The sequence below is a fragment of the Micrococcus sp. IITD107 genome (assembly GCF_041927415.1).
GTDB lineage: Bacteria > Actinomycetota > Actinomycetes > Actinomycetales > Micrococcaceae > Citricoccus > Citricoccus terreus.
Map to the genome: position 1 here is coordinate 70,194 of NZ_JBHFFN010000004.1, position 25,980 is coordinate 96,173.

Below are 25,980 nucleotides of genomic sequence, written 5' to 3' on the forward strand. Positions count from 1 at the left end.
ACAACGCCTTGGAGGGACCGAGAGAATGAGGCCATGACCGACTCCCTACTGCTGCACTCCGGCCACGTCTTCACCGGCACGGAGCTGCATCCCACGGCCACGGCCGTGCTGGTGCAGGACGGACAGATCGCCGCCGTGGGCACGGACGCGGAGCTTGAGGACGCCTGCCCCCGGGCCGTCCGCCGCATCGACCTCCAGGGAGGGCTCATCACTCCCGGGTTCGTGGATGCGCACGTGCACCTGGTGATGGGCGGCGTGGAGCGAAACGCCTGCGACCTCACGGAGGCCGACGGACAGGATGAGGTCCTGGAGACTATCCGCGCCTACGCCGAGGCCCACCCGGTCACCGACTGCCCGGGTTCCGAGTGGATCGTGGGCGGGGGCTGGACCAACGGGGACTTCCCGCCGGGCGCAGCCACCGCTGAGCTGCTGGACACCGTCACCGGCGACCGCCCCGCCTACCTGATCAACGCCGATCACCACGGTGCCTGGGTGAACACCGCCGCCCTGCAGCGGGCCGGTGTCACGGCGGACACCCCCGATCCGGCGGACGGGGTGATCGAGCATGCCCCGGACGGTTCCCCCAGCGGCATCCTGCACGAGGGCGCCATGAACCTGGTGGGCGACCACCTGCCCGAGAACACCCCGGAGGAACTCGCAGCGGGACTGTCCGCAGGCGTGGAGTACCTGCACTCGGTCGGCGTGACCGGTTGGCAGGAGGCCATCCTGGGCGACTACGCCGGCTACTCGGACGTCTCCACCGCCTACCGGCGGGCACGGGAGCAGGGCGTGGTGACCGAGACCGCCACGGGAGCCCTCTGGGTTCCGCGGGAGATCACGGTGGAGTCCGTCCCCGCCCTGGTGGAGGACTTCGTGCGACGCCGCGAGGAGAACGCCCGCGCCGGATTCACCAGCCGCGCGGCCAAGATCATGGTGGACGGCGTTCCGGAGAACCGCACCGCGGCCATGCTGGAGGCCTACTGCAGCTGCGAGCGCCTGACCGGCGGCTCCACCAACGCCGGGCCGGACGGGCGCGGCCTGGCGTACCTGGACCATGAGGTCCTGCTGGCCGTGGGCACCGCCCTGGACGCCGCCGGATTCGACCTGCACTTCCACGCGATCGGCGACCGCGCCGTCCGCTGGGCCCTGGACACGGTGGAGGCGGTGCACGCCGCGAACCCGGACACCACCGCTCGGCATCACATCGCCCACATCCAGATCGTCCACCCGGATGACGTGCCCCGCTTCGCCAGCACCGGCGCCGCCGCCAATCTGCAGGCACTGTGGGCGTGCAACGACGCCCAGATGCAGGACCAGACCGTCCCGCTGATCGGGCAGGAGCGCGCCGGGTGGCAGTATCCGTTCCACTCCATCCAGGCCGCCGGCGCCCGGCTCTGCATGGGCTCGGACTGGCCGGTGAGCACCCCGGATCCCTGGCAGGCCCTGCATGTGGCCGTGAACCGGACCTATCCGCCCACCCTGGACGCCGCCGTCGGGAAGAATCCGCCGCTGGAGCCGGGCGAGGCGCTGGAGCTGACCACCGCGCTGGCCGCCTACACCGCCGGCTCCGCCTGGCAGCTGCACCTGGAGGACCGCGGCCGGATCGAGCCGGGGATGGTGGCCGACCTCGCGGTGGCCGACCGCAACCCGCTGGCGCCGGACGTCGACCCTCTGGAGATCTGCCAGACCCGCACCGTCCTGACCCTGAGCAACGGAGAGGTGGTCCATGATGGCCGCTGACCAGACCGACACAGACCGAGCAGACCGCGCCGACCAGCAGACCGTCTACGAACGGGCTGAGCAGCAGGTCCCCACTGCGGTGGTGGACGCCGCCCTGGCCGGGGCTCGTGACACGTCCTACTGGCTGGACTCTCCTGACCGGCCCAGCCCCGAGCCCCCGCTCACCCAGGACACCACCACGGACCTGCTGGTGGTCGGCGGCGGCTACACGGGGCTGTGGACCGCCCTGATCGCCAAGGAGCGCGACCCTGCCCGGGACGTGTTGCTGCTGGAGGGCAACGAGGTCGGTTGGGCCGCCTCCGGACGCAACGGCGGGTTCGTCTCCACCTCCCTCACCCACGGGCGCTCCAACGGCCTGCAGCATGTCCCGGACGAGGTGGACCGGTTGGATGAGCTGGGCCGGCAGAACGTGGAGGAGATGCGCCAGACTCTCGAGCGCCACGGGATCGACTGCGACTTCGAGTGGAACGGCACCCTGACCGTGGCGATCGAGGACCACCACGTCCAGCAGCTGCGGGCCGCGCACGCCGAGGACCCGGACACCACCTACTTCGACCAGGAGCAGATCCAGGCCGAGATCGCCTCCCCGCTCTACCGCGCGGGGCTCTGGGACCACCACGAGTCCGCCCTGGTGGACCCGGCCCGCCTGGCCTGGGGCCTGAAGCGCGCGTGCCTGAAGCTGGGTGTGCGGATCCACGAGCACACCACGGTCAGCGGACTCCAGCGCACCGGCTCCGGTTCGGCCGCCCGCATGGTCGCCACCACCGGGGGCACGGTGGAGGGCATCCCCGCTCCCCCGGCCCCGCTGCCGGAGGAGACCTACGACGGCGGCCACCAGACCCCGCAGGGCGCCGCCCCGGACGCGGTGGTCACCGCGCGCCGGGTGGTGCTGGCCACCAACGTGTTCCGTTCGCTGCTGCCCACCACCGGCCTGTTCACGGTGCCCGTCTACGACTACGCGCTGATGACGGAGCCGTTGACCGAGGAGCAGGAGCGGGCGATCGGGTGGGACCGCCGGCAGGGACTGGATGACCCCGACTCGCGGTTCCACTACTACCGGCTCACCACGGACCGGGAGACCGGACGGCAGCGCATCCTGTTCGGCGGATACGACGCCGTCTACCACTATGGTCGGCGGGTGCTGCCCGAGTACGACCAGCGCCCGGAGACCTTCCGCCGGCTCGCCGCGCACTTCTTGGCCACGTTCCCGCAGCTGGAAGGCATCCGCTTCACCCACCAGTGGGGCGGGGCGATCGACACCTGCTCTCGGTTCTTCTCCTTCTTCGACACCGCCCACGGCGGACTGACCGCCCGGGCCGCCGGGTTCACCGGACTGGGCGTGGGAGCCAGCCGCTTCGCCGCCCAGGTGCTGCTGGATCTGGTCTCCGGGGAGAAGACGGAGCTGACCGAGCTGCAGATGGTGCGCAAGCGTCCCCTGCCCTTCCCCCCGGACCCCATCGCCTGGGCCGGGATCGAGCTGACCAAGCGGGAGATGATCCGGGCGGACCGCCAGGGTGGCAAGCAGGGGCTGTGGCTGAGGTTCACCAGCGCCCTGGGGATGGGCTTCGACTCATGACCGGGTGGAAGGCACTGCCTCCGGGCGTGCCCGTGGACCTGAGCGCCCTGCCCCTGGACCAGGACCACGAGGCCGTGCCGGACGCTCAGCTGGGGTCCCCCGGGACCACCACGGCAGCCCGTCCACTCGGCTCAGCCGCCGGACTGGACGAAGCCGGCGTGTGGGAGATGTCCGTGGGCGTGATGACGGACACCGAGGCCGATGAGCTGTTCCTGGTGGTGGCCGGCGAGGGCACCGTGGAGTTCCTGGACCCAGACCTGCCTGCGGCCGAGCTCCGTCCAGGGACCCTGATGCGACTGGCCCAGGGCATGCAGACCCGGTGGACCGTGCGCAGACCGCTGCGCAAGCTCTACCTGGCCTGAGCATCGAGCGATTCCGTCCACCCCAGACCACCACTGACCCAGCCATCTATCCCGGAGGACACCACGATGACCGAGCAGACCGGATTCCAGTACATCGACGGCGAGCGCCGCACCGGACGCGGCGGGACGCTGGAGCGCCGAGACCCCGCCACCGGGGACACCGGATTCACCGTGGACCTGGCCTCGGCGGAGGACGTGGCCGAGGCGGTGGCGGCGGCACAGCGTGCATTCGCTGACTGGTCACGCACCACCCCGGTGGAGCGCTCGGAGCTGATGCTCGCCTGGGCCGGTGAGCTGGAGCAGGTGGCCGAGGATCTGGCCGCGCTGGAGTCGGCCCAGACCGGCAAGTCCCTGCGCCTGGCCACCGAGTTCGACGTCCCGGGCTCCATCGACAACGTCCGCTTCTTCGCCGGGCAGGCCCGCAGCCTGCAGGCCGTCTCCGCCGGCAGCTACATCGAGGGCACCACCTCCATGGTCCGGCGCGATCCGATCGGCGTGGTGGGCTCGATCTCCCCGTGGAACTACCCCCTGCAGATGGCCGCCTGGAAGATCCTGCCCGCGGTGGCCGCCGGCAACACGATCGTGCTCAAGCCCTCCGAGATGACCCCGGGGACCTCGGTGATGTTCGCTGAGGCGGCCACCCGGGCCGGGATCCCGGCCGGGGTGATCAACATCGTGACCGGCACCGGCCCGGTGGCGGGTGAGGCCCTGGTGCGCCACCCCCAGGTGCGGATGACCTCCTTCACCGGGTCCACGGCAGTGGGCCGGCACATCATGGGGATCGCCGCGGAGCAGGGCAAGCGAGTGCACCTGGAGCTGGGCGGCAAGGCGCCCTTCGTGGTGTTCGACGACGCCGACCTCGAGGCCGCCGCTCGCGGTGCGGTGGCCGGCTCCCTCATCAACGGCGGTCAGGACTGCACCGCGGCCACCCGCGCCTACGTCCAGGGCGATCTCTACGAGCCGTTCGTGGCCCGTGTGGCAGAGCTGATGGCCGGTGTGCGTATGGGAGTCCCCTCCGACCCGGAGACGGACCTGGGCGCCCTGATCAGCCACGAGCACCGGGACCGTGTGCATGGCATGGTGACCCGCGCCGTGGAGGCCGGCGCCACCGTGGTGACCGGAGGGATGCTCCCCGGAGCCGGCCAGGCTGGGTCCGCACCCGGACAGCCGGGTGAGGTGCCGTCGTCGGGGGCGTTCTACCCGCCCACCCTGGTGACCGGGGCCGCTCAGGACTCGGAGATCGTCCAGGACGAGGTCTTCGGTCCGGTGCTGGTGGTGCTGCCCTTCCAGACGGACGACGAGGGCATCGAGCTGGCCAATGACACCCCCTACGGTCTGGCCGCAAGCGCGTGGTCGAAGGATGTGAATCGCTGCTTCCGCGCTTCAGCGGAGATCCAGGCCGGCTGTGTGTGGCTCAACGACCACATCTCGATCACCTCGGAGATGCCGCACGGCGGGTACAAGGCCTCCGGGTTCGGCAAGGACATGAGCGTGTTCTCCCTGGAGGAGTACACCCAGGTCAAGCACGTGCTGGCGAACCACGACCCCCACCCCACCCGGTTCTGGCACGAGGCCGTGTTCCGGGGCTGAGGCGGCTGATCCGCGCCTGCGGTCAGGCGGTGAGGTCCCGGGCCCGGGTCTCGGGGAGGGTGAGGGCGACCCCCGTGGAGATCAGCAGCAACCCGATCACGTACATGGAGAAGGCGGTGACCGAGTAGGTGATGCTGATCCAGTTCTGCAGGTACGGGGCTGTCCCGCCGAACACCGCCACCGCCACAGTGCGGTCACTATGCTCATCAACGAGCACCGATCGTCTCGAAGGAGTCCCCCATGCCCGATCCGGCCGCCGAACTGCCGGAGCTGAGCCCTCTGGACCTCTCCCTGATCAACCTCCTCCAGTTCGCACCGCGCATCACCTGGGGTGAGGCCGGCGAGATCCTGGGCACGCACCCCACCACGCTGGCCGTGCGCTGGGACCGGCTGCGCGAGTCCGGCGCGGCCTGGATGACCGCCCAGATCCAGATCGACCCCGGTCCGGCGGGACTGGCGTTCATCGAGCTGGAGAGCCGTTCGGATCTGATCCCGGAGACCCTGGCGGCCCTGGTGGCCATGCCCGAGGTGGTCTCGGTGGAGTCCTTCTCCGCTGAGCACAATCTGGGCCTGACGGTGACGGCCTGCAACCTGGCGGAACTCAGCACCCTGGTGGAGGAGAAGATCTCACGGGTCCCGGGGGTGAAGGGCCTGCGCGTGCTGCTCGCCTCGCAGCTGCACTCCACCGGGGACAGCTGGCGTCTGAAGGTGCTCTCTCCCGAGCAGGTCGAACGGGCTCAGGCCGCCGCCGCTGCCGAGGCCAAGTCCCTTCCGCGCCGGTCGGGGCTGACCGAAGAGCACTGGGCGGTGGCCCAGGTGCTGATGCGTGACGGCCGCGCCTCTGCCGCGGAGATCGCCCGCTCCACGGGACTGCACCCGGCCACGGCCCGCCGTCACCTGCAGAAGGTGCTGGCCAGCGGGGCGATCCGTCTGCGGTGCGACCTGGCCCAGTCACTCTCCGGGCATCCGCTGACCGTGCAGTGGTTCACCCGGCTCAGCGCCGCCGATCACGCCGCAGCGGCGGCCCGGCTCTCCGAGGACTCCCGCACCCGAGTGGTCGCCTCGATCACCGGTGACGCCAACTTCCTGGTGGTGATGTGGCTCAAGAACGTCGCCGAGATCATGGAGGCCGAGCAGTTCATCCAGTCCTGCGCGCCGGAGATCTCCATCCAGCAGTCCGTGGTCTCGCTCCGTCCGGTCAAGCGCATGGGATGGGTCCTGGACCAGCAGGGACTGAACAGCGGCGAGTTCGTCCTGCCGCAGCTGCCGCTGGACTGAGTCCGACACCTCGTGAGGACACCAGGGGTTCCCGTCGACGGCCCGTCACCTTCTCAGCGCCCCGCGCCATCGCGTGGGGTGGGCAGACGGGCCGGGCTGGCCTTGGCCGCAGTGGTGACGATCGCACTGGGGCTGGGCATCCGCACGCTCGTGGATGCCGCGTGGGCGGGGCCGGCCGGGGATGTGCTGTACGCCGTGATGGTCTACCTGGCCGTGGCGTTCCTGCTGCCCAGACGGCCGCGGTGGGTGACCGTCGTCGTGGCATTCTGCCTGTGCGCGGCCATCGAGCTGTTCCAGGCCACCGGGATCCCCGCCGAGCTGGCCCAGCAGTGGCCGCTCGTCCGCCTGGTCCTGGGCACCACGTTCGTGCCTGTTGACCTGCTGGCCTACGCCGCCGGAGTGGTGCTGGCGGCGCTGGCGGACGCGGTGCTCAGCCGAACCCGGCCGGCTGGTCAGCCGCCGAGGAGCTGACGCAGCTCGGTGGGAGGCTCAGTGCCCTGTTCGCGGTAGCCGTCCATCAGCCGGCGGGCCCGCTCCTGGCGCAGTTGGCTGCGGGGGTCCAGTGTGCCCTGGCGGTCGGCGGAGCCGTAGATGGACGTGGCGATGTAGGACAGCCGCCACCCGATCCGGTATCCGAGCCCGAGTCCGGTCCGGTCGCTGGTCACGCTGTACGCCTTCTGACTCATCTCACTCCTCATTCCTGCACCGGCACGCTGCTGCGCGGGGGCAGCAGGGTCATCACCGCGATGATCACCACGGCCGTGGCGCCGGCCACGATCCACCCGATCACGTCCGGCAGCACCAGGTGGGTGATGAAGGTGACGCAGCCGATCAGCAGCAGGGCCAGTCCGGCCAGGCAGATCTTCACGAACAGGTTGCCCCAGGCCACCGTCTGGTTCTTGATCTGCCGCCCGAAGTAGCGGCGGTGAGCCACCACGGGCATCAGCATCAGCACCGTGAGCAGCACGGCGCTGATCAGCAGGGCCACGTACCAGCCCTCCAGTCCGCCCACCAGCTCCTCGAACCGGGACTGGAACGGCAGGATGATCAGGAACGCGGTGACGATCTGCGTGCCGGTCTGCATCACGCGCAGCTCCTGCAGCAGGTCGCCCCAGTTGCGGTCCAGCTTCTCGAACGCGGTCTCGTTCCGCCGGGCCTCCGGATGCCCTTGGACCGTCTCGATCACGCCGGTGTCCGGCACGTCGGCCTCGCCGGCCAGGACCTTCTTCAGTTCTCCCACGCCACGTCCTCCACGCTCAGGTCCGGGCGCCAGCCGCGCCAGACCGCCTGCCGCAATCGTCCCTCACGAGTGCGCCCGGCCAGGGACACCTCGCCGACCAGCTGCGGTCTGACCCACCAGGCATCGGCCTGGTCCTCCACCGGGACATCCTCCACGGGCGGGGTCTTCCGTTCCAGCCTCCGCAGCTCCTTCTCGATCTGCTTCAGCTGCGCGGCACTGAAACCGGTCCCCACGCGCCCGGCGTACCGCAGCTCACCGTCGTCCCCCGGGACGGCTGTGAGCAGGGACCCGATCCCTCCGGCCCGTCCGCCCTTGCCTTCCCGCGCCCCGATCACCACCACGGACTGGTGCGCCTGGGTCTTGAGCTTGACCCACGCGCTCCCCCGCCGCCCGGGCAGGTAGACGGCGTCCATCCGTTTGGCCACCACGCCTTCCAGCCCCAGCTCGCGGCTGGCCCGCTCCGCCTGGGCGAGGGTCCCGGTGTGGGCCGGTGGCACGGCCACGGTCCCGTTCCCTGCCCCGTCCTCCACCGCCTTCCCGACGACGTCACGCAGGATCTCCCGACGCTCGCCATAGGGGGTGCGCAGCAGGGATCGGCGATCACCGTCCGTAGCACCGGGAGGTCCCAGATACAGGATGTCGAAGACCATGTAGCGCAGCTCGGTCTCTTCGCGGAGGCGATCGAGTTCGGCCTGCTCGGCGGCAGTGCGTCGGGCGCGGGACCGGGTGCGGCCTCCCGGCCCGTTGCGGAAGCTGTCCCCGAGCACCGCCTGCAGCAGTCCGAAGTCCGGCCGGCCCTGCTCGTCCAACGCCACCAGCTCCCCGTCCAGCACGGCCCCGCCCAATTCGCGCGCCTCCCCGGTCAACACCTCGGCCAGCCCGCCGGGGCCGCTGAGGGCCGGGATGCGGTTCGTGAGGTCCTGGCCGTTGCGGCTGGAGAGCACCACGGTGCCGCCCGAGTCAGGACCCAGGCCGATCCCGGCGATCACCCGGTAGCCGTCCCACTTCATCTCGAACGCCCAGTCCTCACCATCGCGCACGGCGTGCTGGACCTGCGCGGGTGTCCCTGCAGTGGCGAGCATGGGTGCGGGCAGGTCGTCGAGTGTGAACGCGGCGGGGGTCTTCGCTGCCGACGTGTCCTTCCGCTGCTTCTGCTTCCCCCGCGTCCGCTGGGAGGTTTCCTGGGGCACCGGTGGCGAGGGGCCGTCGTCGGGCTCTGGCTGGTCCTTCATCAGGTGGAGCAGCCAGTTCTTCTCACCGCCCATCCCAGGAGCGTTGATCAGCGCGTAGCGACGCGGGACGCCGCCCAGGCCACCGTCCGGACGGCCGTGCAGGACGCCGATGACCTCCTTGCCCTCGCGCCACTTCTCCCGCTCGTAGACCCCGGAGTCCCAGATGGTGACCTCGCCGGCACCGTACTCGCCCTTCGCGATGGTGCCCTCGAACGTGCCGTACTCCAGGGGGTGGTCCTCGGTCATCACGGCCAGGCGGTTGGTGTCCGGGTCCAGCGGTGGTCCCTTGGGCACTGCCCAGGAGACCAGCACACCGGAGTGCTCCAGGCGGAAGTCCCAGTGCAGCCGCCGGGCGTGATGCTCCTGGATGACGAAGGTGGGCAGCTCCCCCTCGGCCTGCTCGCGGGGTGCGGGGGGCTCGGCGGGGACGGGTTCGGCGGTCTTGGCCGGGTCGCGCATGGAGCGGTAGGTGGCCAGGCGGTCCAAGGTCTGGGCGGGGACGGCGTCCGGGGCGTCTGTCTCCCCATCCGCGTCAGAGTCAGCGTCCGCATCACCGTCCGGCGTCCAGCCCAGCGGGCCGATGGGATCCAACCCGCTGGACACCCGCTCGAGCACCTGGTCCAGCTCCAGCTGGGTCAGGTCCGGGTCCTCCAGCTCCTCCCAGGTGCGCGGGGCGGCCACCCAGGGACGGGATCGGCCGCGCAGGGAATAGGGACTGACGGTGGTCTTGGCGCCGCTGTTCTGGCTCCAATCCAGGAACACCTTGCCGGCGCGGTCGGCCTTCTTCATGCTGGAGATGACCAGGTCCGGGTGGTCGGCCTCCAGGGCGCGGGCCAGTTCGTGTGCGACCTTCGAGATCGCCTCCGCGTTGTGCTTCCCGTCCAAGGCGGCGTACAGGTGGATGCCCTTGGAGCCGGAGGTCACCGGGAAGGACTCCATGCCCATCCCGTCCAGGACCTCCCGGCACCATCCGGCCACCTCGGCGCACTCGGCCAGGCCCACACCCTCCCCGGGGTCCAGGTCCAGCACCAGCCGATCCGGGTTGCGGGGCTGGCCGTTGCGGCCGAACCGCCACTGCGGGGTGTGCAGCTCCAGGGCCGCCACCTGGGCGAACCAGGCCAGCACGGCCGGCTCCTGCGCCAGCGGGTAGGTGTTGGTGCGCTCGGAGTGCTGGATCCGCCCGGTGGGGATCCAGTCCGGCGCCGAGTCCTCCAGGTCCTTGCGGAAGAACACCTCGCCCGGGTTCTCCTCGGTCCCCACGCCGTCCACCCACCGCTTCCGGGTGACCGGCCGCCGCGCGACCTGCGGGATCAGCACCTCGGCCGCAACCAGGTAGTAGTGCATGACATCGGCCTTGGTGGTCCCCGTCTCCGGGTAGAGCACCTTGTCCAGGCTGGACACGGACAGCGTCCGCTCCCCCACCTGGAACCGCTGCCTGCCGGACCTGTCTGCGCGCGCCATGCTCGGAACACTAGCCCCGCACGCCTGCGTGGTCAGCCCCGTCTGCGGTGCGCGTCCCCACACCGTCCGCCCCAGCCTCTCCCACCGCTGGCCGCCGGGGCCTAGGCTGATCGCCATGCGCGCAGTGTGGTCAGGATCCATCTCCTTCGGTCTCGTCAACGTCCCCGTGAAGGCGTACAGCGCCGTGGAGGACCATGACATCCACTTCCATCAGGTCCACAACGCCGACGGCGGCCGGATCCGGTATGAGCGACGCTGCGAGGTGTGCAACAGGAAAGTCGAGTACGAGGACATCGACAAGGCCTTCGAGGAGGACGGGGACACGGTCGTGATGACCGACGAGGACTTCGAGGCCCTCCCCGAGTCCGACAACGATGAGATCGAGGTGGTCCAGTTCGTCCCCTCGGAGCAGGTGGACCCGATCATGCTCGAGCGCAGCTACTACCTGGAGCCCGAGGGCAAGTCCCCCAAGTCCTACCTGCTGCTGCGTCAGACCCTGCAGGACACCGACCGCACCGCGATCGTCACCTTCGCCCTGCGCCAGAAGACCCGGCTGGGAGCCCTGCGGGTGTGCGGCAAGGTCCTGCTGCTGCAGGCCATGCTCTGGCCGGACGAGGTGCGGGACGTGGACTTCCCCGGGACCAAGTCCCGCGCGAAGATCGGCGATAAGGAGCTCAAGCTCTCGGCCGCGCTGGTGGAGCAGTACGCCTCGGACTTCACCCCGGAGGCGTTCGAGGACGAGTACCAGGTGGAGCTGCGCAAGCTGATCGACGCCAAGCTCGAGGTCGGCGACACTCTGGACACCGCCGCCACCTTCGGCGAGACCGTCGACGCCAAGGACGGCTCCGGTGACGGGGACGGCGAGGACGCCGATGTCATCGACCTGATGGAGGCGCTCAAGGCCTCCCTGGACCGCAAGCGCGGGAAGAGCGAGAAGTCCAGCGAGAAGACCGAGGTGGGGACGTCGTCGGGAACCAAGAAGCCGGCGGCCAAGAAGTCCGGAACCTCCGCCAAGAAGTCCGGAACCTCCGCCAAGAAGCCGGCCAAGAAGAAGAGTGCCTGATGCCCCGCAGCGTGGGCCTGGTCTCGGTCACCCCCGGTGAGGGCGGGTACACGCGGCGCCGCGCGGGCAAGGGCTTCACGTACCAGGGCGCGAACGGACGCCGCATCACCGACGAGAAGATCCTGGAGCGGATCCGTGCGCTGGTGATCCCGCCGGCGTGGAGTGATGTGTGGATCGCGCGGGAGGAGAAGGCGCACATCCAGGCCACCGGCGTGGACGAGGCCGGGCGCACCCAGTACCTCTACCACCCCGACTGGCGTCGCAAGCAGGATGCGGCCAAGTTCGAGAAGTCGCTGGCGTTCGCCGCCACGTTGCCCGCGCTGCGCAGTGCCGTGACCAAGGACCTCAAGGCCCCCAGCGGCAAGAGAAAGCACGACGACGGCCCTCGCCGGCGCGCCCTGGCGGCGGCGGTCCGGTTGATGGACAAGGGCTCCCTGCGCGTGGGCGGATCCGAGCAGAAGGGGCAGCTGGAGGCGTTCGGGGCCTCCACCCTGCAGCGGCGCCACGTGGAGGTGGATGCCCCGCACGTGCATCTGAGCTTCCGGGGCAAGTCCGCCAGCGAATGGGACCTGGTGCTCAAGGACGCGGCCCTGGCGCAGTTCTTCTCCGAGGCGCCCCAGACCCCGCGCACGGCCCCGGCAGTCTGCTACCCGGTGCAGAACGGACGGCGGCGGGAGTGGAAAGGCGTCTCCGCGCAGGACATCAACGACTACCTCACCGAGATCGCCGGGCTGGAGTTCACCGCCAAGGACTTCCGCACCTGGCAGGGCACCCTGGCCGCCGCCCGGTCACTGGCCCGCGCCCACAAGAGCGGGAGTTCCTCGCCCGAGGCCGTGAAGGTGGCGGTGGAGGCCGCCGCCGAGCTGCTGCACAACACCCCCACGGTGGCGCGGGAGGCGTACGTCAACCCGCGCGTGATCGACCTGTTCGAACAGGGCAAGGTGGTGGAGCTGCGCGGGCAGCCGGACCAGGCACTGCTGAAGCTGCTCGGCGGGGACTGAGCGGGTTCGGGCGTTCGCGACCGTACCCCGTTCCCCGTCCCACCCCACACACACGCCGAGCCAGAAGCAGTGGTGACCATCAGGGCCGATGCTCACCACTGCTTCTGGCTCGGCGTTGAACCGGAGTGCGCCGCCAGGGCGTCAGTGGTTGCGCAGCTTCTCGATCAGCTCGTCCTTGGTCAGATCGGAGTAGCCGGTCAGGTCCAGCTCCTTGGCCCGGTCCTTCAGCTCCTCGACCGTCCAGTCCTCATAGGACTCGGACTCGCCCCCGCGCTCGCCGATCTTCTTGCGCCCGTCGCGCGCGGCGGCATTGGCGATCCGGGCCGCCTTCTCCTTGCTCGCACCGTCTTTGCGCACCGCCTCGTAGACCTCCGGGTCCTTGATCTGCGGTGCGTCGGAGTCCTTGCTCGATGAGCTCTTCTTCTCAGCCATGGGGTCAGTCTTCTCGCGCGCCGGCGGGCCTGGCAAGGGGTCGGGGCGGAGGGGTCAGTCGACCAGGCTCAGCACGCCGTTGACCAGGAACCCAGCCCCGATCAGCACGAACGCCCACGAGGTCAGCTGCTCGATCAGGCTCCAGTGCCGCCCCAGCCAGCGTTCGGCCGCGGCACTGGTCACCAACAGGGCGAACCCGCAGAACCAGGCCACCCCGATCACCATCAGCACGCCCAGCAGCAGCGCGACCTCACCGAGCGGCCAGCCCGCACTCATGAACGGGGCGAACAGGGCGGTGAAGAAGATCAGCGCCTTGGGGTTGGCCAGGTTCGTGGCGACTCCGGTGGCGTAGGCGGCCCCGAGGCCTGCTCCGCTCCCGGTCAGAACACCCCCTCGGTGTCTGTCAGCATCTCTGCGACTCGTCATCACGGTGTCCGGTCTGACGGGTCGCAGCAGGTCTGACGGGTCGCTGCCCCCGCCGGAGGCGGCCTGCGCAGCTGACGTCCGCATCGCCCCGCGCAGCCCGGACACGCCCATCCACACCAGGAACGCCCCGCCCAAGATCTTCAGGACGGGCAGCGCCGCCGGGAACAGTGCCACCACGGCTCCCAGGCCCAAGGCGGCACCGGTCATCCACAGCAGGTTGCCGGTCATGATCCCCAGCGCGGCGGCCAGTCCGCGAGCGCGTGCGGCCGCTCCAGCATCCTCGCTCCCGCCACCGTTCCGCACGGAGGTCAGCCGCAGGATCATCAGCAGGTCCGGCCCCGGGGAGGCGATCGCCACGATCCAGGCGGCCACGATCGGCAGCACCGCTGTGAGCGTCATGGTCCTCCTCCCGAGTCGCTGATGATGGGTGCTCGCCCATGATGCCACCGCTGCAGGGGGCGTCCGCGCACTCGTCCCCTGCGTTGAGCCAGAAGCAGTGGCGGGCATCAGGGGTCATGGTCGCCACTGGTTCTGGATCAACGATGGGGGGTGAACCGCACGCGCGCACCGGGCGGCAGCTGCGCGGCCAACGGCAGGTCTTCCGGCACCACCACCGCGATCACGGGGTAGCCGCCGGTCACCGGATGGTCGGCCAGGAACAGCACCGGTTCCCCGGACGGAGGCACCTGCAACGCCCCGAGCACCATCCCCTCGCTGGCCAGCTCGCCGCCCCGCGAGCGCTCCAGCACCGTCCCGCCCTCCACCGGGATCAGCCGCACGCCCACCCTGTTCGAGGCACTGGACACCTCCCATTCCTGCCCCACGAACGCCTCCCGGCTCCGTTTCGTGAACCAGTCCTCCCGCGGCCCCAGCACCACGCGCAGCTCCGTGAGTTCCCCGGCCGCCGGCAGGTCCGGCATCGGCTCGGGATGCCCGACGGCGGCTCCCTCACCGAGGGTGCCCACCGGCAGGCGGGTGCCCCGCATCAGGGGTGACGGGCCGATGCCGGAGAGCACGTCCGTGGACCGGGAGCCGAGCACGGGCGCAGCCTCCACTCCCCCGCGCACGGCGAGGTACGTGCGCAGCCCGGCAGCGGGCACCTCCAGCATCAGGCGCTGCCCGTCGGCCAGGACGAACGGCTCACCGTGCGGGGCCCACTGGTCCGGCGACTCCTCCGCTGAGACCACGGTGGCGGCAGCGGGCGCACCGGTCAACGCCACGATCTGCTCTCCCACCGCCTGCACCTGCAGTCCGCCCAGCGTGCACTCGATCAGCGCCGGACCGGAGGGATTGCCCACCAGGCGGTTGGCCAGCGCGGCCGATCGGGAGTCTGCCGCACCGGAGGCTCCCACACCCAGGTCGGCCAGGCCGGACCGCCCGCGGTCCTGGACCAGCGACTGCAGCCCCGGATCCTCGACCACCAGCGCTCCCGCCGCCCAGGCACCTGGGGAGGCGGCCGTCGTCGGGACGTGGGGGGTCTGAGGCGGGGAGCTGATCTCCACACGCTCGCGGACGGCCGTGTACCGCACGAGATCGCCGGGACGGATGAGGGCGGGCGGGTCGCGGTGCAGGTCCCAGAGCACGGCATCCGTGTGTCCGATCAGCTGCCATCCGCCAGGCGAACGGCTGGGGTAGACCGCGGAGAAGCCGCCGGCCACGGCCACGGACCCGGCGGGCACGGCGGTCCGCGGGCTGGACCGGCGGGGCACGTCGATCCCCTCCCACGGGCTGCCCGGCTCCGGCGTCAGGTAGGCGAACCCGGGTGCGAAGCCGCCGAACGCCGCACGCCAGATGGTGCCACTGTGGGCGGCGATCAGCTCCTCGCCGCTGCGGCCGGTCAGGTGGGTCAGCTCGGCGAGGTCCTCACCGTCGTAGACCACCGGAATCTCTACGGCACGGGCGTCCTGGTCGCGGGCGGCGTCCGGGGTCAGCTCGCGCAGCGTCCCGACGGCGGCCCTGGCACGTTCTACGGACTCGAAGGTGACCAGCACGGTCCCCGCGGCGCCGGTGGCCTCGAGCTGACCGCGCAGGGGGTGGGCCGCGAGATGGGCGTGCAGGGCGAGGACGTCGGGCAGGCCTACGCACTCGACGAGCAGGGCGCGGGTTCCCGCCCAGCGGACGCTACGCGGCTCGGGCCCACTCACGGGACGAACGAGCGGACGGCCACCCCGGCGTCCTCCAGCCCGGATCTCACCGCTGCCGCCAGGGACACGGCTCCAGGGGTGTCCCCGTGCAGGCAGATGCTCTCAGCCTCCACCCGGACCTCGGACCCGTCCACCGCGGTCAGCGTCCCCCCGGACACCCAGCGAACCATGCGCCGCACCACCTCGGACTCGTCCTGCAGGAGCGCTCCGGGATCACGCCGAGGGACCAGGGTGCCCTCCGGGGTGTAGCCGCGATCGGCGAAGACCTCGCCCACCGCTCGCAGCCCGGCGGACCGGGCACGCTCGGCGGCCACCGAGCCGGGCAGCACCAGCAGGGGCAGGTCCCCGCCGAAGGCCTTGACCCCGTCCACCACGGTCTGAGCCTGTGCCTCATGGTGGACGATCGCGTTGTACAGGGCACCGTGCGGCTTGACGTAGGAGACCCGTCCGCCGGCGGCCCGGGCCAGGGCGTCCAGGGCCCCGATCTGATAGAGCACCTCGTCGGCGAGCTCGGCCGGGTCCACGTCCAGGAACCGCCGTCCGAACCCAGCCAGGTCCCGGTACCCCACATGCGCCCCGATGCCCACCCCGGCGGCCACGGCCTCCCGGCAGGTTCGGGCCATCCCGTGGGGGTCACCGGCGTGGAACCCGCAGGCGATGTTCGCACTGGAGATCGAGCGCATCACGGCGGCATCGTCCCCCAGAGTCCACGTGCCGAAGGACTCACCCAGGTCCGCGTTCAGGTCGATCTGCTGGGCCATGTGCTCCTCCTGGGCGCTGTGACGACGCCTCTGAGCGTAGTCTGCGGTGCCAAGCCTCACTGATGTGCGTCATGCCTGAGATAACAGTGACTGAGGCCCGCGCCCACCTGTGGGAGGTGAGCGGCCGTCGTCGGGCCCCTCACCTCCCTCACCTCAGCGTGCCTCAGGAATGAGGGACGACGACGGCCCGGCCGGAGATCTTCCCGTCCACCAGTGCCTGGTAGGCCTCCAGGGCCTGGTCCATGGTGTAACGGGTGACCTGCGGGACGATCTGGCCGTTGCGGTACATCTGAGCGACCTCGTGCAGCTCCTCGATGGTGCCCCAGTAGGTGCTGGTCAGCTCCACCTCGTAGGGGGCGGTGTAGAAGGACCAGGAGTGCGGCTGACCGGCGATGCCCACCACGGTCAGGCGACCCTGCACGGCCATCGCACCCATGGCGGCACCGATGGTGGGGGTGACGCCCACGAAGTCGAAGGCGGCGTCCACGCCACGGCCCCCGGTGATCTCACGGATCTTGGCCACCTGGTCCTCGCCTCCGGGGACGGTGATGGCACCGAGCTTCTCGGCCTCGGCCATCGCCTCCTCCTTCATGTCGGTGGCGATGATGGTGGCGCCGGTGAGGGCCTTGAGGATCTGGACCGCGATCAGACCCAGACCGCCCAGGCCGATCACCAGGGCGAACTTCCCGCCGCCGTCCAGGTGTCCGAGAGAGAGCTTGATGGCGTGGTACGGGGTCAGCGCAGCGTCCGAGAGCGGGGCGGCGTTGATGGGGTCGGCCTCGCCCAGGGGCACCAGGTTGCGCGCGGGCACGGTCATGTACTCGGCCATGCCGCCGTCCCGGCCCAGCCCCGTGGCCAGGTACGGGTTGGTGGCGGCGTTCTCGCAGTAGGTGTCCTGACCGCGCGAGCAGGCCTTGCAGCGGCCACAGCCGATGGGGCCGTAGACCAGGTAGGCATCGCCCTTCTCGAACCCGGTGACGCCCTCGCCGACCTCCTCGACCCAGCCGGAGTTCTCATGGCCGAGGGTGAACTCGGGCTTCAGGCCGGCGGGGTTGTTCTCGTCGAAGTCCTCGAAGATGGCCACATCCGAGTGGCAGGCACCGGCGCCGGCGACCTTGAGCAGGACCTCGCCGGGTCCGGGGGTGGGCTTCTCCACGTCCTTCAGGGAGGGGAAGGTCTTGAAGTTCTCGAAGACGACAGCGCGCATGGTCTCGGTCATGATCAGCTCCTTGCGAGGGGATGACTATGCCCGGCCGAACCGACCCGGCACAGTGACCCGCACCGTTCCGTGAGGGTCACTGTCTTCTCTACAGGCCGGGGCGGACACGCACAAGGACGGGCTCACAGCGGCTGCTCTCAGCCCGGTTCCCGCCCGTCCGGAGCCGGGTCAGACCACCCCGGAGGCGCCGAGCCAGGCACCCACGCCGAACGTCACGGCCAGTGCCAGCGCACCGCCCACCACCACACGGAGGGTGGCCGGCAGCACCCTGGCCTGCCCCAGCCACGCGCCCACGGCACCGGTGAGGGCCAGCGCCACGAGGGTGATGCCGAAGGTGACCGGGATGCGGATCGGCTCGGGGGTCAGGATGATCGCCAGGAACGGCAGCAGCGCTCCGATCAGGAAGGAGATGAACGAGGCTCCGGCTGCGGCCCACGCGCTGAGCACCTCGTCTTCGTGCAGGTTCATCTCGGCACGCAGATGCGCACCCAGGGCGTCCTTCTCGGTCATCTCCTCTGCGGCCGCACGGGCGGTCGGCGCGCTCAGACCCATGTCCTGGTACATCTGCACCAGCTCTTCGAGCTCACCCTCAGGGTCCTCGGCCAGCTCCTGGCGTTCCTTGGCGATCAGCGCCTGCTGGCTGTCCGAGGAGGAGGACACCGAGACATATTCGCCCAGCGCCATGGAGATCGCCCCGCCGATCACCGCCGCCGCACCGGCCACCATGACCGGTCCGTTGCCGGTGGTCGCCCCGGCCACGCCCACCACGGTGGCGGCCACGGAGACGATCCCGTCGTTGGCCCCGAGCACCCCGGCGCGCAGCCAGTTCAACTTCTGGGCCAGGTTCCTGCCGCCGTCGCCGTTGCTGTGCGGTTCGGACCGCTCTGCGTGGTCGGCTGAGGCGGGAGTGGAGGTCTGTGCGCTGCTCATGGCGATCAGTGTCCTCCCGCCGCACCAGGACGCGCCAGCAAGGTCAGGCTGTCCTCACCTGGCAGGCGGGTCCCGACGACGGCCGGCGCCTCCCAGCACCGCGGATCGGCGGGCAGGTTGTTCAGACCCGGACGGTCAGGTCCTGCCCGCCCTCCAGCCACGGCGCACGCACCTGGCCGCTGCGCTTGAGGTCCGCCACGGTGGCCTCCCCCATGAGCATCATCGCCACGCGGGTCTCCTCGGCCAGCAGCTCGATCGCCCGGGTCACGCCTGCGCGGCCACCGGCCATCAGGCCGTACAGGTACGCGCGTCCGATCAGTGTGAAGTCCGCGCCCAGGGCCAGTGCCGCCACGATGTCCGCCCCGGAGGTGATGCCTGAGTCCAGGATGATCTCCACGTCCGGTCCTGCCTCCGCGCGCACCTCGGCCAGCGCCTTGAGCGAGACCGGTGCACGGTCCAGCTGCCGCCCGCCGTGGTTGGAGACCACCAGTCCGTCCGCCCCGGCGTCCAGCGAGCGCCGCGCATCCTCGGCCGTCAGCACGCCCTTGACGAACAGCTTCCCGGGCCACACGCTGCGGATCCACTCCAGGTCCTGGATGGACAGCGTGGGGTCGAACATCGAGTTGATCAGGCTGGGCAGGTCGGTGGCGCTGCCGGAGAGGGAGGCGAAGGTCAGCGGGTCGGTGGTGAGGAAGTTGAACCACCACTCGGGCCGGTAGCTGGCATCCAGCACGGTCCGGGCGGTCAGCTTCGGCGGGATGGTCATGCCGTTGCGGACATCGCGCAGCCGCTGCCCGGCCACCGGGGTGTCCACGGTGACCATCAGCGTGCTGAACCCGGCCGCCTGCGCCCGCTGGATCAGCTCCAGGGACCGCTCCCGCTCCTTCCAGAGGTAGAGCTGGAACCACCGCGTGCCGGGAGCCCCGTACTCCTTCCCGACGGCGTCACTCACCTGGGCGACCTCCTCCAGCGAGCGGGTTCCCATGGTGGAGAGGGTGAAGGGGATCCCGGCCTGCGCCGCGGCTGCGGCGCCGCCGTCCTCCCCTTCGGCGTGCATGAACCGGGTGAAGCCGGTGGGAGCGATGCCGAACGGCACGGCCGAGGCGCTCCCGGCGATCTGCACGGAGAGGTCCGCCGCGGCGGTGCCGTGCAGGATGCGCGGGAGCATCTCAGTGGCGGCGAAGGCCTCCCGGGTGCGCTGTGCTGTCAGCTCCTGCCCGGCGGCGCCGTCCACGTAGTCGAAGGCCGGGCGCGGGGTGCGGCGCTTCGCGATCCGGCGCAGGTCGCCGATGTCCGCGGCGCCCTCCAGGCGGGCGGCTCGGCGATCCAGGCGGGGGCGGCTGAACTGCATGAGGGGACGCAGTTCGGAGAGCTGGGGCAGCTGACGCTTCATGGGGAGTGTTCAGGACCTTTCAGTGGATGGTCTTGCGGGCGGAGAGGGCCACCGGGATGGCCGAGATCAGGCAGCACAGGGCCACGAAGGCCGCCGCGGTCCAGACCTGCCCGCCGCTGACCTGGATCAGCCAGGCGGCCACGAGCGGGGTGAACCCGGCGACGATCGCCCCGTTGGCCTCACGGGTCAGGGCGATGCCGCTGTACCGCTCCCGGGCGGGGAACAGGCTGGCCAGGTACGCACCCTGGGCGCCGGAGGTGCAGGCGATGATCAGACCGTAGCCCACGGCGATGGCGGCGCCGGCCAGGAACGCGTCACCGGAGGCCAGGGCGGAGAACAGCGGGAAGGCGAACAGGGCGCCCAGGCCCGATCCCAGGGCCAGAATCCGGGAGGCGCCGAACCGGTCGGCGGCCAGTCCGCCGAAGGGGGTGCCGATGATCCCGAAGATCGAGCCGATGGTCACGGCAGCCAGGGCCGAACCACGGTCCAGTCCCACCGCCTCCGAGGTCATCAGGGACAGGGCGAACACGGCCATCGCGTAGTTCAAGGCATTGTGCCCGGTGACGGAGAGGAACCCCAGGCCCAGGGCGGCCTTGTGGCGGCGGAACAGCTCGGCGGCGGGGACGTGCTGCCGCTCGCCCCGCTCGGCGGCGCGCTGCTGGGCCTCGACGTACTCGGGGGTCTCCTCCAGGCGCCGCCGGATGAACACGGCCAGCACGAACAGCACCACGGAGACCAGGAACGGCAGACGCCAGGCCCATTCGAGCAGTGCGTCCTCGCCCAGGGAGGAGGCCCACAGGAAGGCGCCGGTGGCCAGCACGATGCCGGCCGGCGGGGTGGCCAGGACCAGGGAGGTGAGGAACCCGCGCTTCTGCTTCGGCGCGAACTCAGCCACGATCGTCATGGCTCCGGCCAGCTCGGCACCGGCGCCCAGCCCCTGCAGCAGGCGCAGCAGGATCAGCAGGACGGGGGCGGCCACGCCGATCGCGGCGCTGGTGGGCAGCAGGCCGATGCCCACGGTGGCCACGCCCATGATCAGGATGGTCAGCAGCATGGCCGGACGGCGCCCGAAGCGGTCCCCGATGTGACCGATCACCAGTCCACCCAGGGGGCGTGCCACGAACCCGACGGCGAAGGTGGCGAACGCGGCCAGTGTGGCACCAGGGCCCACGCCGGCGAAGAACAACGGCCCGATCACCAGCGCCGCCGCGGCACCGTAGAGGGCGTAGTCATACCACTCGATCACGGTTCCGGTGATGGCCGCGAACAGGGCCCGGCGAGCGCCGGGAGTCATGCGCTGCTCGGTGGAGGCAGGCGCGGAGCCGTCGGCAGGGACGACGGTCGGGGAGGTCATATCCATGAAGTATATTTCTAGCATCCTGTGATATGGTTCACAAGTGTCCAGCTCAGTCCCGTCTCGCGCTCAGCCCATCGGCGTCCGCCTGGTCGAGGAACTGCGTCAGTTGATCCTGACCGGCGAGCTGGCCCCCGGCGAGATCGTGGTGGAGCCTCGCCTGGCCGAGCGCTTCAACATCTCCAAGACCCCGGTCCGGGAGGCGCTGCGCATCCTGGAGGCCCAGGGCCTGGTCTCGGTCCTGCCCAAGAAGGGGTACCTCGTCCAGACCATGACTCCTCAGGACCTCTCGGAGGTGCTGGACCTGCGCATGCTGCTGGAGCCGCACGCGGCGGCGGAGGCCTCACGGTTCGCCGGGTCGCAGGAGGTGGCGCAGATGCGCGCCGCGGTGGAGGCCCAGCGGGAGACCGCCGAGACCGATCAGCTGGCCAGTATGCGCAGTGCCCGGGACTTCCATTTGGCCGTGGTGCGTGCAGCCCGCAACACCCGGCTGCTGGGGACCTTGACGCACTGCTATGACGAGACCGCCCGGGCCCACCACATCATCACGGAGCTGCGGGACCATATGGCCCACCCCCTGGAGGTGGAGGAGCACGAGGCGATCATCGCCCAGATCGAGTCCGGCCGTCCGGCAGAGGCGGCCGAGGCCATGCGGGCACATCTGAGGACCATCCACCGGGCCACCAGCCAGCGCCTGGCCGGCGGCTCCGGTCTCTGGTCCGACTGACCCGACTGGTCAGGCCGGATACATCGGGTTGTGGCCGGCCTCAACACGCTCGTCCTCACGGACCGGGTCCGGGGCGGTGCCGTCGCCGAACGGCGAGCCGCCCAGCTCCTCACGCCGATGCTCGGAGAGCCACCCGGACAGGTCCGGCCCCTGCGGGACGATCCCGGTGGGATTGATGTCCCGGTGGACCTCGTAGTAGTGGCTCTTGATCTGCTCGAAGTCGATGGTGTCCCCGAACCCGGGAGTCTGGAACAGGTCCCGGGCATAGCCCCAGAGGGCCGGCATCTGGTCGAGCTTGGTCCGGTTGCACTTGAAGTGCCCGTGGTAGACCGGATCGAACCGGGCCAGGGTGGTGAACAGACGGACGTCGGCCTCGGTGATGGTCTCGCCCATCAGGTACCGCTGGCCGCTCAGGCGCTCCTCGAGCCAGTCCATGGCGGTCCACAGTCGCTCGTACGCGGCGTCATACGCCTCCTGGGAGCCGGCGAATCCGCAGCGATAGACCCCGTTGTTGACCTCGGTGAAGATCCGGGTGATGACCTCGTGCATCTCATCCAGCTTCTCCTCCGGCAGCAGGTCCGGGGCGCCGTCGCGGTGGAACTGCGTCCACTGGGTGGAGAAGTCCAGGGTGATCTGCGGGTAGTCGTTGGTGACCACACCGCCGGTGGGGATGTCCACGATCGCCGGCACGGTGATGCCGCGCGGGTAGTCCGGGAAGCGGGTGAAGTAGTTCTCCTGGAGACGCTCGGTGCCCAGCACAGGGTCCGTGCCGCCCTCGTCCAGGTCGAAGGTCCAGGACCGCTCGTCATGGGTGGGTCCGGGGGTGCCCAGGGAGATGGCGTCCTCCAGGCCCAGCAGGCGGCGCACGATGATCGTGCGGTTGGCCCAGGGGCAGGCGCGGGCGGCCACGAGGCGGTACCGGCCGGCCTCCACGGGCCAGGCCTGGGCGTCCTCGGTCAGCCCGCCGTGCACGCGCCCGACCTTGTCCACCTCCTCGCGGGGCATCGCCTCCACGGCCGCCGGATCAGCCACGATCCGGTCCATGATGTAGTTCGTGTCCCGGGCGAACTCCTGGCCGTCCATCACGTAGACGCCCTGCTTCTGCGGCTGATCCTTCTGCTGCTCATCCATACACTGAGCCTATGACCTCTGCCGCCTCCACCCCAGAGCCCACCGATCTGACCCGCTGTGTCCTGGCGGACAACCCCTCCGGGATGACCCTGGCCGGGACCAACACCTACCTGCTGTCCGCACTCGAGTCCGGGACCGTGACCGTGGTGGATCCAGGCCCGGTGGAGGACTCCGAGCGGCATTGGGACGCGGTGCAGGAGGCGGCGGCCGGCAGGCGGGTGGAGCTGATCCTGGTCACCCACCACCACGGTGACCACACCGGCGCGGTGGACGTGTTCCACGAGCGCAGCGGCGCCCCGGTCCGGGCTCACAGCCCCGAGTGGTGCCGCCAGGCCGAGCCGCTCTCCCCCGGCGAGCAGATCGAGGCGGCAGGCGTGCGCGTGCAGGTCCTGCACACCCCCGGCCACACCTCGGACTCGGTGTGCTTCCACCTTCCCGACGACGGCCCGGCCGGCTCGGTCCTGACAGGAGACACCATCCTGGGACAGGGCACCACCATGCTGGACCATCCGGACGGCACCCTGGCCGACTATCTGGACTCCCTGGACCGCCTCGAGGCGCTCGGCCAGGCTCGCGTTCTGCCGGCCCATGGCCCGGCCCTGGGCTCGGTGGCGCAGGTGGCCGCCCACTACCGGGCGCACCGCCAGGAGCGGCTGGAGCAGGTCAGTGCTCTGCTGCAGTCCCGCCCGGAGGCCGAACGGAACGCGGTCACCGCCGAGGAACTGGCCGCCGAGGTCTACCCAGGCCTGTCCGGCACGGTGCAGCGCGTGGCCACCCAGACCATGGCCGCCCATCTGCGCCACCTGCGGGAGGCCCCTGCCACCGGGCACTCCGGCGCGCCGAGCGCCTGAGGTGAGTGACGTCGTCGGGGCCTCGGAGCCGGTCCTGCCGGACTTCTCGCTCAAGCCCACGCTGCGCGGCGAACGCGTGGTGCTGCGGCCGATCCGTGCCGAGGATGCCCCGCTGCTGGCGGTGATCTTCCAGGACCCGGAGGTCGCCGAGCTGACCGGGTCGGTGCACCGCAGCGGGGAGCGAGACGGGCCGTACGCCCCGCAGCGGCTGCGTCAGATCTACGCGGACTGGGCCCAGGCCACGGACCGGATGGTGTTCGCCGTGGAGGACCCGGACACCGGTCAGGTGGTGGGCGAGACCGTGCTGAACGAGCTGGACGGACCGAACCTCTCCTGCGGGTTCCGGATCCTGATCGGGCCGGAGGGGCGCGGACGCGGGATGGGCACCGAGGCCACCCGGCTGACCGTGGAACACGCCCTGCACACGGTGGGACTGCACCGGGTGAGCCTGGAGGTGTACGCGTTCAACCCGCGGGCCCGGCATGTGTATGAGTCGGTGGGCTTCCGCCATGAGGGGACCGGCCGTGACGCCCTGCGGTTCGACGACTCCTGGGTGGATGTGGAGTACATGGCGGCGCTGGCCACCGATCCTGCGTGGTCCGTGTCCAGACCGTGACCTTTCCCACCCTCAGTGCGTCCGTGCCTCGACCTAGCATGGAGGGGCATCATTCGATTCGCCGTCAGGCTGCTGCGTCAGGATCACCGCGTGCCCCAGAACGACCTTCCCCAGTCCCCCACTCCTGCTCCGCGCCAGCAGGCCCCCGTGCGTGCCCGGCGGACCGGGCAGACGGTGATGATCACGGGCGCCACCTCCGGGATCGGCGCCGAGTTCGCCCGGCAGCTGGCCGGACAAGGCCATGACCTGGTGATCGTCTCGCGCCACCGGGAGCTGCTGGCCGGGAAGGTGCAGGCGCTGGAGGCCCAGTACGGAGTCAGCGTGGAGGCCATCACCGCGGACCTCTCCACGCAGGAGGGCATCCAGTGGACGGCCGACCGCCTCACGCAGGCCGACCGGCCTGTCAGCATGCTGATCAACAATGCCGGCTCCGGCCTGGCCACGGACTTCCACGCCTCGGACCTGCAGGACGAGCTGGCCATGATGCGGCTGCTGATCGAGGCGCCGCTGGCCCTCTCGCACGCCGCCATCAACGCCTTCCTGTCCCGCGGGGGCGGACGCGTGCTGAACGTGGCCTCGGTGGCCGGACTGATCCCGGACGGCTCCTACGGGGCGGCCAAGGCGTGGGCGGTGAGCTTCAGCCGGTGGGCCAATGTGCGCTACCGCGCGGACGGCGTCACGGTGACCGCGCTGTGCCCGGGACTGGTGCGCACCGAATTCCATCAGCGCGCCGGGATCAAGACCGCCTCGCACCCCAAGTGGATGTGGATGGACGTGGATGATGTGGTCCGCGAGGGACTCACCGCCGCCGCCCAGGGGCAGAGCGTCTGCATCCCCTCGCGCCGTTACCGCTCCCTGATGCGCGCCGCCCGGTTCAGCCCGGACGCCGTGCTCGAGTGGTTCTCCCGGCACGAGGCCAAAGAGATGAAGGACTCGAAGGCATCCAAGGACCCTCAGGCGTCCACCGTGTCCACGGTGAGCGCGCAGCAGTCCGCCCCCGCTCGCCCTGCCGATCGCACCGGAGAGAAGTCCCGCTCATGACCATCCTCGTCGCCTACGCCCCGTTCGAGGAGAGCCGGGCCGCCCTGGATGAGGCCATCCGTCTGGCCCACCTCTCCCACGAGGACCTGGTGGTGGTCAATGCCACGCCCGGCGGAGACCACAAGCACGACGCCGCGGTGGACGAGGCCGAGGCCGAGCGCCTGCAGCAGGTGCTGGACGCCTCCGGACTGCGCACGGAGTTCCGTCAGTTCGCCCGCGGCCGTTCCACGGTGGAGGAGATCCGGGACGTGGCCGCCGAACTGGACCCGTCCCTGGTGGTGGTCGGCATCCGCCGCCGCGGCTCCTTCGGCAAGTTCCTGATGGGATCGGTCACCGACGACGTCCTCAAGGAGATCGACCAGCCGGTGCTCTGCGTCAAGGAGCCGCTGAAAGGCGCCCGCAGGGACTGACC

26 protein-coding genes are annotated in these 25,980 nt (G+C 70.6%); 13 read left to right on the forward strand and 13 right to left on the reverse strand.

The window, feature by feature from the left end:
• Positions 1-33 precede the first annotated feature (33 nt).
• The 4 genes from ACEXHE_RS08625 (at position 34) to ACEXHE_RS08640 (ending at position 5,268) form a co-directional block, all read left to right on the forward strand.
• Positions 34-1,740 carry an amidohydrolase gene (locus tag ACEXHE_RS08625; RefSeq protein WP_374785492.1) on the forward strand — a complete coding sequence of 569 codons (1,707 nt, stop codon included), beginning with the start codon at positions 34-36 and terminating at the stop codon, positions 1,738-1,740.
• Entirely contained in the window at positions 1,730-3,316 is a 1,587-nt protein-coding gene (locus ACEXHE_RS08630) for an NAD(P)/FAD-dependent oxidoreductase (RefSeq protein ID WP_374785493.1), read from the forward strand. Before ACEXHE_RS08625 ends, ACEXHE_RS08630 begins: the two co-directional genes overlap by 11 nt.
• Entirely contained in the window at positions 3,313-3,678 is a 366-nt protein-coding gene (locus tag ACEXHE_RS08635; protein WP_374785494.1) for a cupin domain-containing protein, read from the forward strand. Before ACEXHE_RS08630 ends, ACEXHE_RS08635 begins: the two co-directional genes overlap by 4 nt.
• A gap of 66 nt (positions 3,679-3,744) precedes the next feature.
• Positions 3,745-5,268 (forward strand): gamma-aminobutyraldehyde dehydrogenase, encoded by a 1,524-nt coding sequence (locus tag ACEXHE_RS08640; RefSeq protein WP_374785495.1) that lies wholly within the window; start codon positions 3,745-3,747, stop codon positions 5,266-5,268.
• Positions 5,269-5,290: 22 nt separating this feature from the next.
• Here ACEXHE_RS08640 and ACEXHE_RS08645 read toward each other — a convergent pair whose 3' ends face one another.
• Positions 5,291-5,485, reverse strand: a complete 195-nt coding sequence (locus ACEXHE_RS08645) for a hypothetical protein (protein WP_374785496.1) — start codon at positions 5,483-5,485, stop codon at positions 5,291-5,293.
• A gap of 23 nt (positions 5,486-5,508) precedes the next feature.
• Here ACEXHE_RS08645 and ACEXHE_RS08650 point away from each other — a divergent pair, with 23 nt between their 5' ends.
• Entirely contained in the window at positions 5,509-6,546 is a 1,038-nt protein-coding gene (locus ACEXHE_RS08650) for an Lrp/AsnC family transcriptional regulator (protein ID WP_374785497.1), read from the forward strand.
• 114 nt (positions 6,547-6,660) lie between these two features.
• The gene (locus tag ACEXHE_RS08655; RefSeq protein ID WP_374785498.1) at positions 6,661-7,017 is read left to right on the forward strand and encodes a DUF2809 domain-containing protein; all 357 of its coding nucleotides are present in this window, start codon (positions 6,661-6,663) and stop codon (positions 7,015-7,017) included.
• On the opposite strand, the gene ACEXHE_RS08660 is transcribed toward ACEXHE_RS08655, so the two are convergent.
• From ACEXHE_RS08660 to ACEXHE_RS08670, 3 genes are read right to left on the reverse strand one after another with little or no spacing between them, the layout of a single operon-like run.
• On the reverse strand, positions 6,999-7,232 hold the full coding sequence (locus ACEXHE_RS08660) for a hypothetical protein (RefSeq protein WP_091695751.1): 234 nt from the start codon (positions 7,230-7,232) through the stop codon (positions 6,999-7,001). The two genes, ACEXHE_RS08655 and ACEXHE_RS08660, sit on opposite strands and share 19 nt — an antisense overlap.
• An 8-nt stretch (positions 7,233-7,240) precedes the next feature.
• Complete coding sequence (locus ACEXHE_RS08665; protein WP_356967255.1) at positions 7,241-7,786, reverse strand: DUF6328 family protein; 546 nt, start codon at positions 7,784-7,786, stop codon at positions 7,241-7,243.
• Positions 7,774-10,479 (reverse strand): ATP-dependent DNA ligase, encoded by a 2,706-nt coding sequence (locus ACEXHE_RS08670; protein ID WP_374785499.1) that lies wholly within the window; start codon positions 10,477-10,479, stop codon positions 7,774-7,776. The genes ACEXHE_RS08665 and ACEXHE_RS08670 overlap by 13 nt, the downstream gene beginning before the upstream one ends.
• A gap of 115 nt (positions 10,480-10,594) precedes the next feature.
• Here ACEXHE_RS08670 and ACEXHE_RS08675 point away from each other — a divergent pair, with 115 nt between their 5' ends.
• Positions 10,595-11,542, forward strand: a complete 948-nt coding sequence (locus ACEXHE_RS08675) for a Ku protein (protein ID WP_374785500.1) — start codon at positions 10,595-10,597, stop codon at positions 11,540-11,542.
• Complete coding sequence (locus tag ACEXHE_RS08680) at positions 11,542-12,543, forward strand: DNA topoisomerase IB (protein WP_374785501.1); 1,002 nt, start codon at positions 11,542-11,544, stop codon at positions 12,541-12,543. Before ACEXHE_RS08675 ends, ACEXHE_RS08680 begins: the two co-directional genes overlap by 1 nt.
• 141 nt (positions 12,544-12,684) lie before the next feature.
• Here the strand turns inward: ACEXHE_RS08680 and ACEXHE_RS08685 are convergent, their stop codons facing one another.
• The 8 genes from ACEXHE_RS08685 to ACEXHE_RS08720 form a co-directional block, all read right to left on the reverse strand.
• Complete coding sequence (locus ACEXHE_RS08685; protein WP_374785502.1) at positions 12,685-12,975, reverse strand: Rho termination factor N-terminal domain-containing protein; 291 nt, start codon at positions 12,973-12,975, stop codon at positions 12,685-12,687.
• A 54-nt stretch (positions 12,976-13,029) separates the two neighbouring features.
• Complete coding sequence (locus tag ACEXHE_RS08690; RefSeq protein ID WP_374785503.1) at positions 13,030-13,800, reverse strand: LysE family translocator; 771 nt, start codon at positions 13,798-13,800, stop codon at positions 13,030-13,032.
• Between the two features lie 137 nt (positions 13,801-13,937).
• Positions 13,938-15,545 carry a 5-oxoprolinase/urea amidolyase family protein gene (locus tag ACEXHE_RS08695; RefSeq protein WP_374785504.1) on the reverse strand — a complete coding sequence of 536 codons (1,608 nt, stop codon included), beginning with the start codon at positions 15,543-15,545 and terminating at the stop codon, positions 13,938-13,940.
• A complete protein-coding gene (locus ACEXHE_RS08700; protein ID WP_374785505.1) occupies positions 15,542-16,306 on the reverse strand; it encodes a LamB/YcsF family protein in 765 nt (254 codons plus the stop codon). Before ACEXHE_RS08700 ends, ACEXHE_RS08695 begins: the two co-directional genes overlap by 4 nt.
• A 163-nt stretch (positions 16,307-16,469) precedes the next feature.
• Positions 16,470-17,513 (reverse strand): NAD(P)-dependent alcohol dehydrogenase, encoded by a 1,044-nt coding sequence (locus ACEXHE_RS08705; protein ID WP_356967604.1) that lies wholly within the window; start codon positions 17,511-17,513, stop codon positions 16,470-16,472.
• Positions 17,514-17,693: 180 nt separating this feature from the next.
• Entirely contained in the window at positions 17,694-18,455 is a 762-nt protein-coding gene (locus tag ACEXHE_RS08710; RefSeq protein ID WP_091695738.1) for a VIT family protein, read from the reverse strand.
• A gap of 121 nt (positions 18,456-18,576) precedes the next feature.
• A complete protein-coding gene (locus ACEXHE_RS08715; RefSeq protein WP_374785506.1) occupies positions 18,577-19,848 on the reverse strand; it encodes an alpha-hydroxy-acid oxidizing protein in 1,272 nt (423 codons plus the stop codon).
• 19 nt (positions 19,849-19,867) lie between these two features.
• Positions 19,868-21,202 carry an MFS transporter gene (locus ACEXHE_RS08720; RefSeq protein ID WP_374785507.1) on the reverse strand — a complete coding sequence of 445 codons (1,335 nt, stop codon included), beginning with the start codon at positions 21,200-21,202 and terminating at the stop codon, positions 19,868-19,870.
• A gap of 43 nt (positions 21,203-21,245) precedes the next feature.
• Between ACEXHE_RS08720 and ACEXHE_RS08725 the strand changes: the two genes are divergently transcribed.
• Positions 21,246-21,929 carry a GntR family transcriptional regulator gene (locus tag ACEXHE_RS08725; protein WP_356967277.1) on the forward strand — a complete coding sequence of 228 codons (684 nt, stop codon included), beginning with the start codon at positions 21,246-21,248 and terminating at the stop codon, positions 21,927-21,929.
• A 9-nt stretch (positions 21,930-21,938) separates the two neighbouring features.
• Here the strand turns inward: ACEXHE_RS08725 and ACEXHE_RS08730 are convergent, their stop codons facing one another.
• Complete coding sequence (locus ACEXHE_RS08730) at positions 21,939-23,060, reverse strand: glutathione S-transferase family protein (RefSeq protein WP_374785508.1); 1,122 nt, start codon at positions 23,058-23,060, stop codon at positions 21,939-21,941.
• A gap of 11 nt (positions 23,061-23,071) precedes the next feature.
• On the opposite strand from ACEXHE_RS08730, the gene ACEXHE_RS08735 reads away from it, so the two are divergent.
• The 4 genes from ACEXHE_RS08735 to ACEXHE_RS08750 all read left to right on the forward strand — a co-directional run bounded on the left by ACEXHE_RS08735 (position 23,072) and on the right by ACEXHE_RS08750 (position 25,978).
• A complete protein-coding gene (locus ACEXHE_RS08735; protein ID WP_374785509.1) occupies positions 23,072-23,911 on the forward strand; it encodes an MBL fold metallo-hydrolase in 840 nt (279 codons plus the stop codon).
• A 1-nt stretch (position 23,912) separates the two neighbouring features.
• Complete coding sequence (locus tag ACEXHE_RS08740) at positions 23,913-24,527, forward strand: GNAT family N-acetyltransferase (protein ID WP_374785510.1); 615 nt, start codon at positions 23,913-23,915, stop codon at positions 24,525-24,527.
• A gap of 90 nt (positions 24,528-24,617) precedes the next feature.
• Complete coding sequence (locus tag ACEXHE_RS08745) at positions 24,618-25,568, forward strand: SDR family NAD(P)-dependent oxidoreductase (protein ID WP_374785511.1); 951 nt, start codon at positions 24,618-24,620, stop codon at positions 25,566-25,568.
• A complete protein-coding gene (locus tag ACEXHE_RS08750; protein ID WP_260061466.1) occupies positions 25,565-25,978 on the forward strand; it encodes a universal stress protein in 414 nt (137 codons plus the stop codon). Before ACEXHE_RS08745 ends, ACEXHE_RS08750 begins: the two co-directional genes overlap by 4 nt.
• Positions 25,979-25,980: the final 2 nt, after the last annotated feature.

What these genes read in the sequence shown, in the direction of transcription:
- ACEXHE_RS08750 (WP_260061466.1), top strand. Translation starts at nt 25,565, where the DNA reads ATGACCATCCTCGTCGCCTACGCCCCGTTCGAGGAGAGCCGGGCCGCC.
- ACEXHE_RS08640 (WP_374785495.1), top strand. Translation starts at nt 3,745, where the DNA reads ATGACCGAGCAGACCGGATTCCAGTACATCGACGGCGAGCGCCGCACC.
- ACEXHE_RS08735 (WP_374785509.1), top strand. Translation starts at nt 23,072, where the DNA reads ATGACCTCTGCCGCCTCCACCCCAGAGCCCACCGATCTGACCCGCTGT.
- ACEXHE_RS08685 (WP_374785502.1), bottom strand. Translation starts at nt 12,975, where the DNA reads ATGGCTGAGAAGAAGAGCTCATCGAGCAAGGACTCCGACGCACCGCAG.
- ACEXHE_RS08650 (WP_374785497.1), top strand. Translation starts at nt 5,509, where the DNA reads ATGCCCGATCCGGCCGCCGAACTGCCGGAGCTGAGCCCTCTGGACCTC.
- ACEXHE_RS08715 (WP_374785506.1), bottom strand. Translation starts at nt 19,848, where the DNA reads ATGAAGCGTCAGCTGCCCCAGCTCTCCGAACTGCGTCCCCTCATGCAG.
- ACEXHE_RS08730 (WP_374785508.1), bottom strand. Translation starts at nt 23,060, where the DNA reads ATGGATGAGCAGCAGAAGGATCAGCCGCAGAAGCAGGGCGTCTACGTG.
- ACEXHE_RS08660 (WP_091695751.1), bottom strand. Translation starts at nt 7,232, where the DNA reads ATGAGTCAGAAGGCGTACAGCGTGACCAGCGACCGGACCGGACTCGGG.
- ACEXHE_RS08720 (WP_374785507.1), bottom strand. Translation starts at nt 21,202, where the DNA reads ATGACCTCCCCGACCGTCGTCCCTGCCGACGGCTCCGCGCCTGCCTCC.
- ACEXHE_RS08700 (WP_374785505.1), bottom strand. Translation starts at nt 16,306, where the DNA reads ATGGCCCAGCAGATCGACCTGAACGCGGACCTGGGTGAGTCCTTCGGC.
- ACEXHE_RS08630 (WP_374785493.1), top strand. Translation starts at nt 1,730, where the DNA reads ATGGCCGCTGACCAGACCGACACAGACCGAGCAGACCGCGCCGACCAG.
- ACEXHE_RS08635 (WP_374785494.1), top strand. Translation starts at nt 3,313, where the DNA reads ATGACCGGGTGGAAGGCACTGCCTCCGGGCGTGCCCGTGGACCTGAGC.
- ACEXHE_RS08625 (WP_374785492.1), top strand. Translation starts at nt 34, where the DNA reads ATGACCGACTCCCTACTGCTGCACTCCGGCCACGTCTTCACCGGCACG.
- ACEXHE_RS08680 (WP_374785501.1), top strand. Translation starts at nt 11,542, where the DNA reads ATGCCCCGCAGCGTGGGCCTGGTCTCGGTCACCCCCGGTGAGGGCGGG.
- ACEXHE_RS08690 (WP_374785503.1), bottom strand. Translation starts at nt 13,800, where the DNA reads ATGACGCTCACAGCGGTGCTGCCGATCGTGGCCGCCTGGATCGTGGCG.
- ACEXHE_RS08675 (WP_374785500.1), top strand. Translation starts at nt 10,595, where the DNA reads ATGCGCGCAGTGTGGTCAGGATCCATCTCCTTCGGTCTCGTCAACGTC.
- ACEXHE_RS08705 (WP_356967604.1), bottom strand. Translation starts at nt 17,513, where the DNA reads ATGCGCGCTGTCGTCTTCGAGAACTTCAAGACCTTCCCCTCCCTGAAG.
- ACEXHE_RS08710 (WP_091695738.1), bottom strand. Translation starts at nt 18,455, where the DNA reads ATGAGCAGCGCACAGACCTCCACTCCCGCCTCAGCCGACCACGCAGAG.
- ACEXHE_RS08670 (WP_374785499.1), bottom strand. Translation starts at nt 10,479, where the DNA reads ATGGCGCGCGCAGACAGGTCCGGCAGGCAGCGGTTCCAGGTGGGGGAG.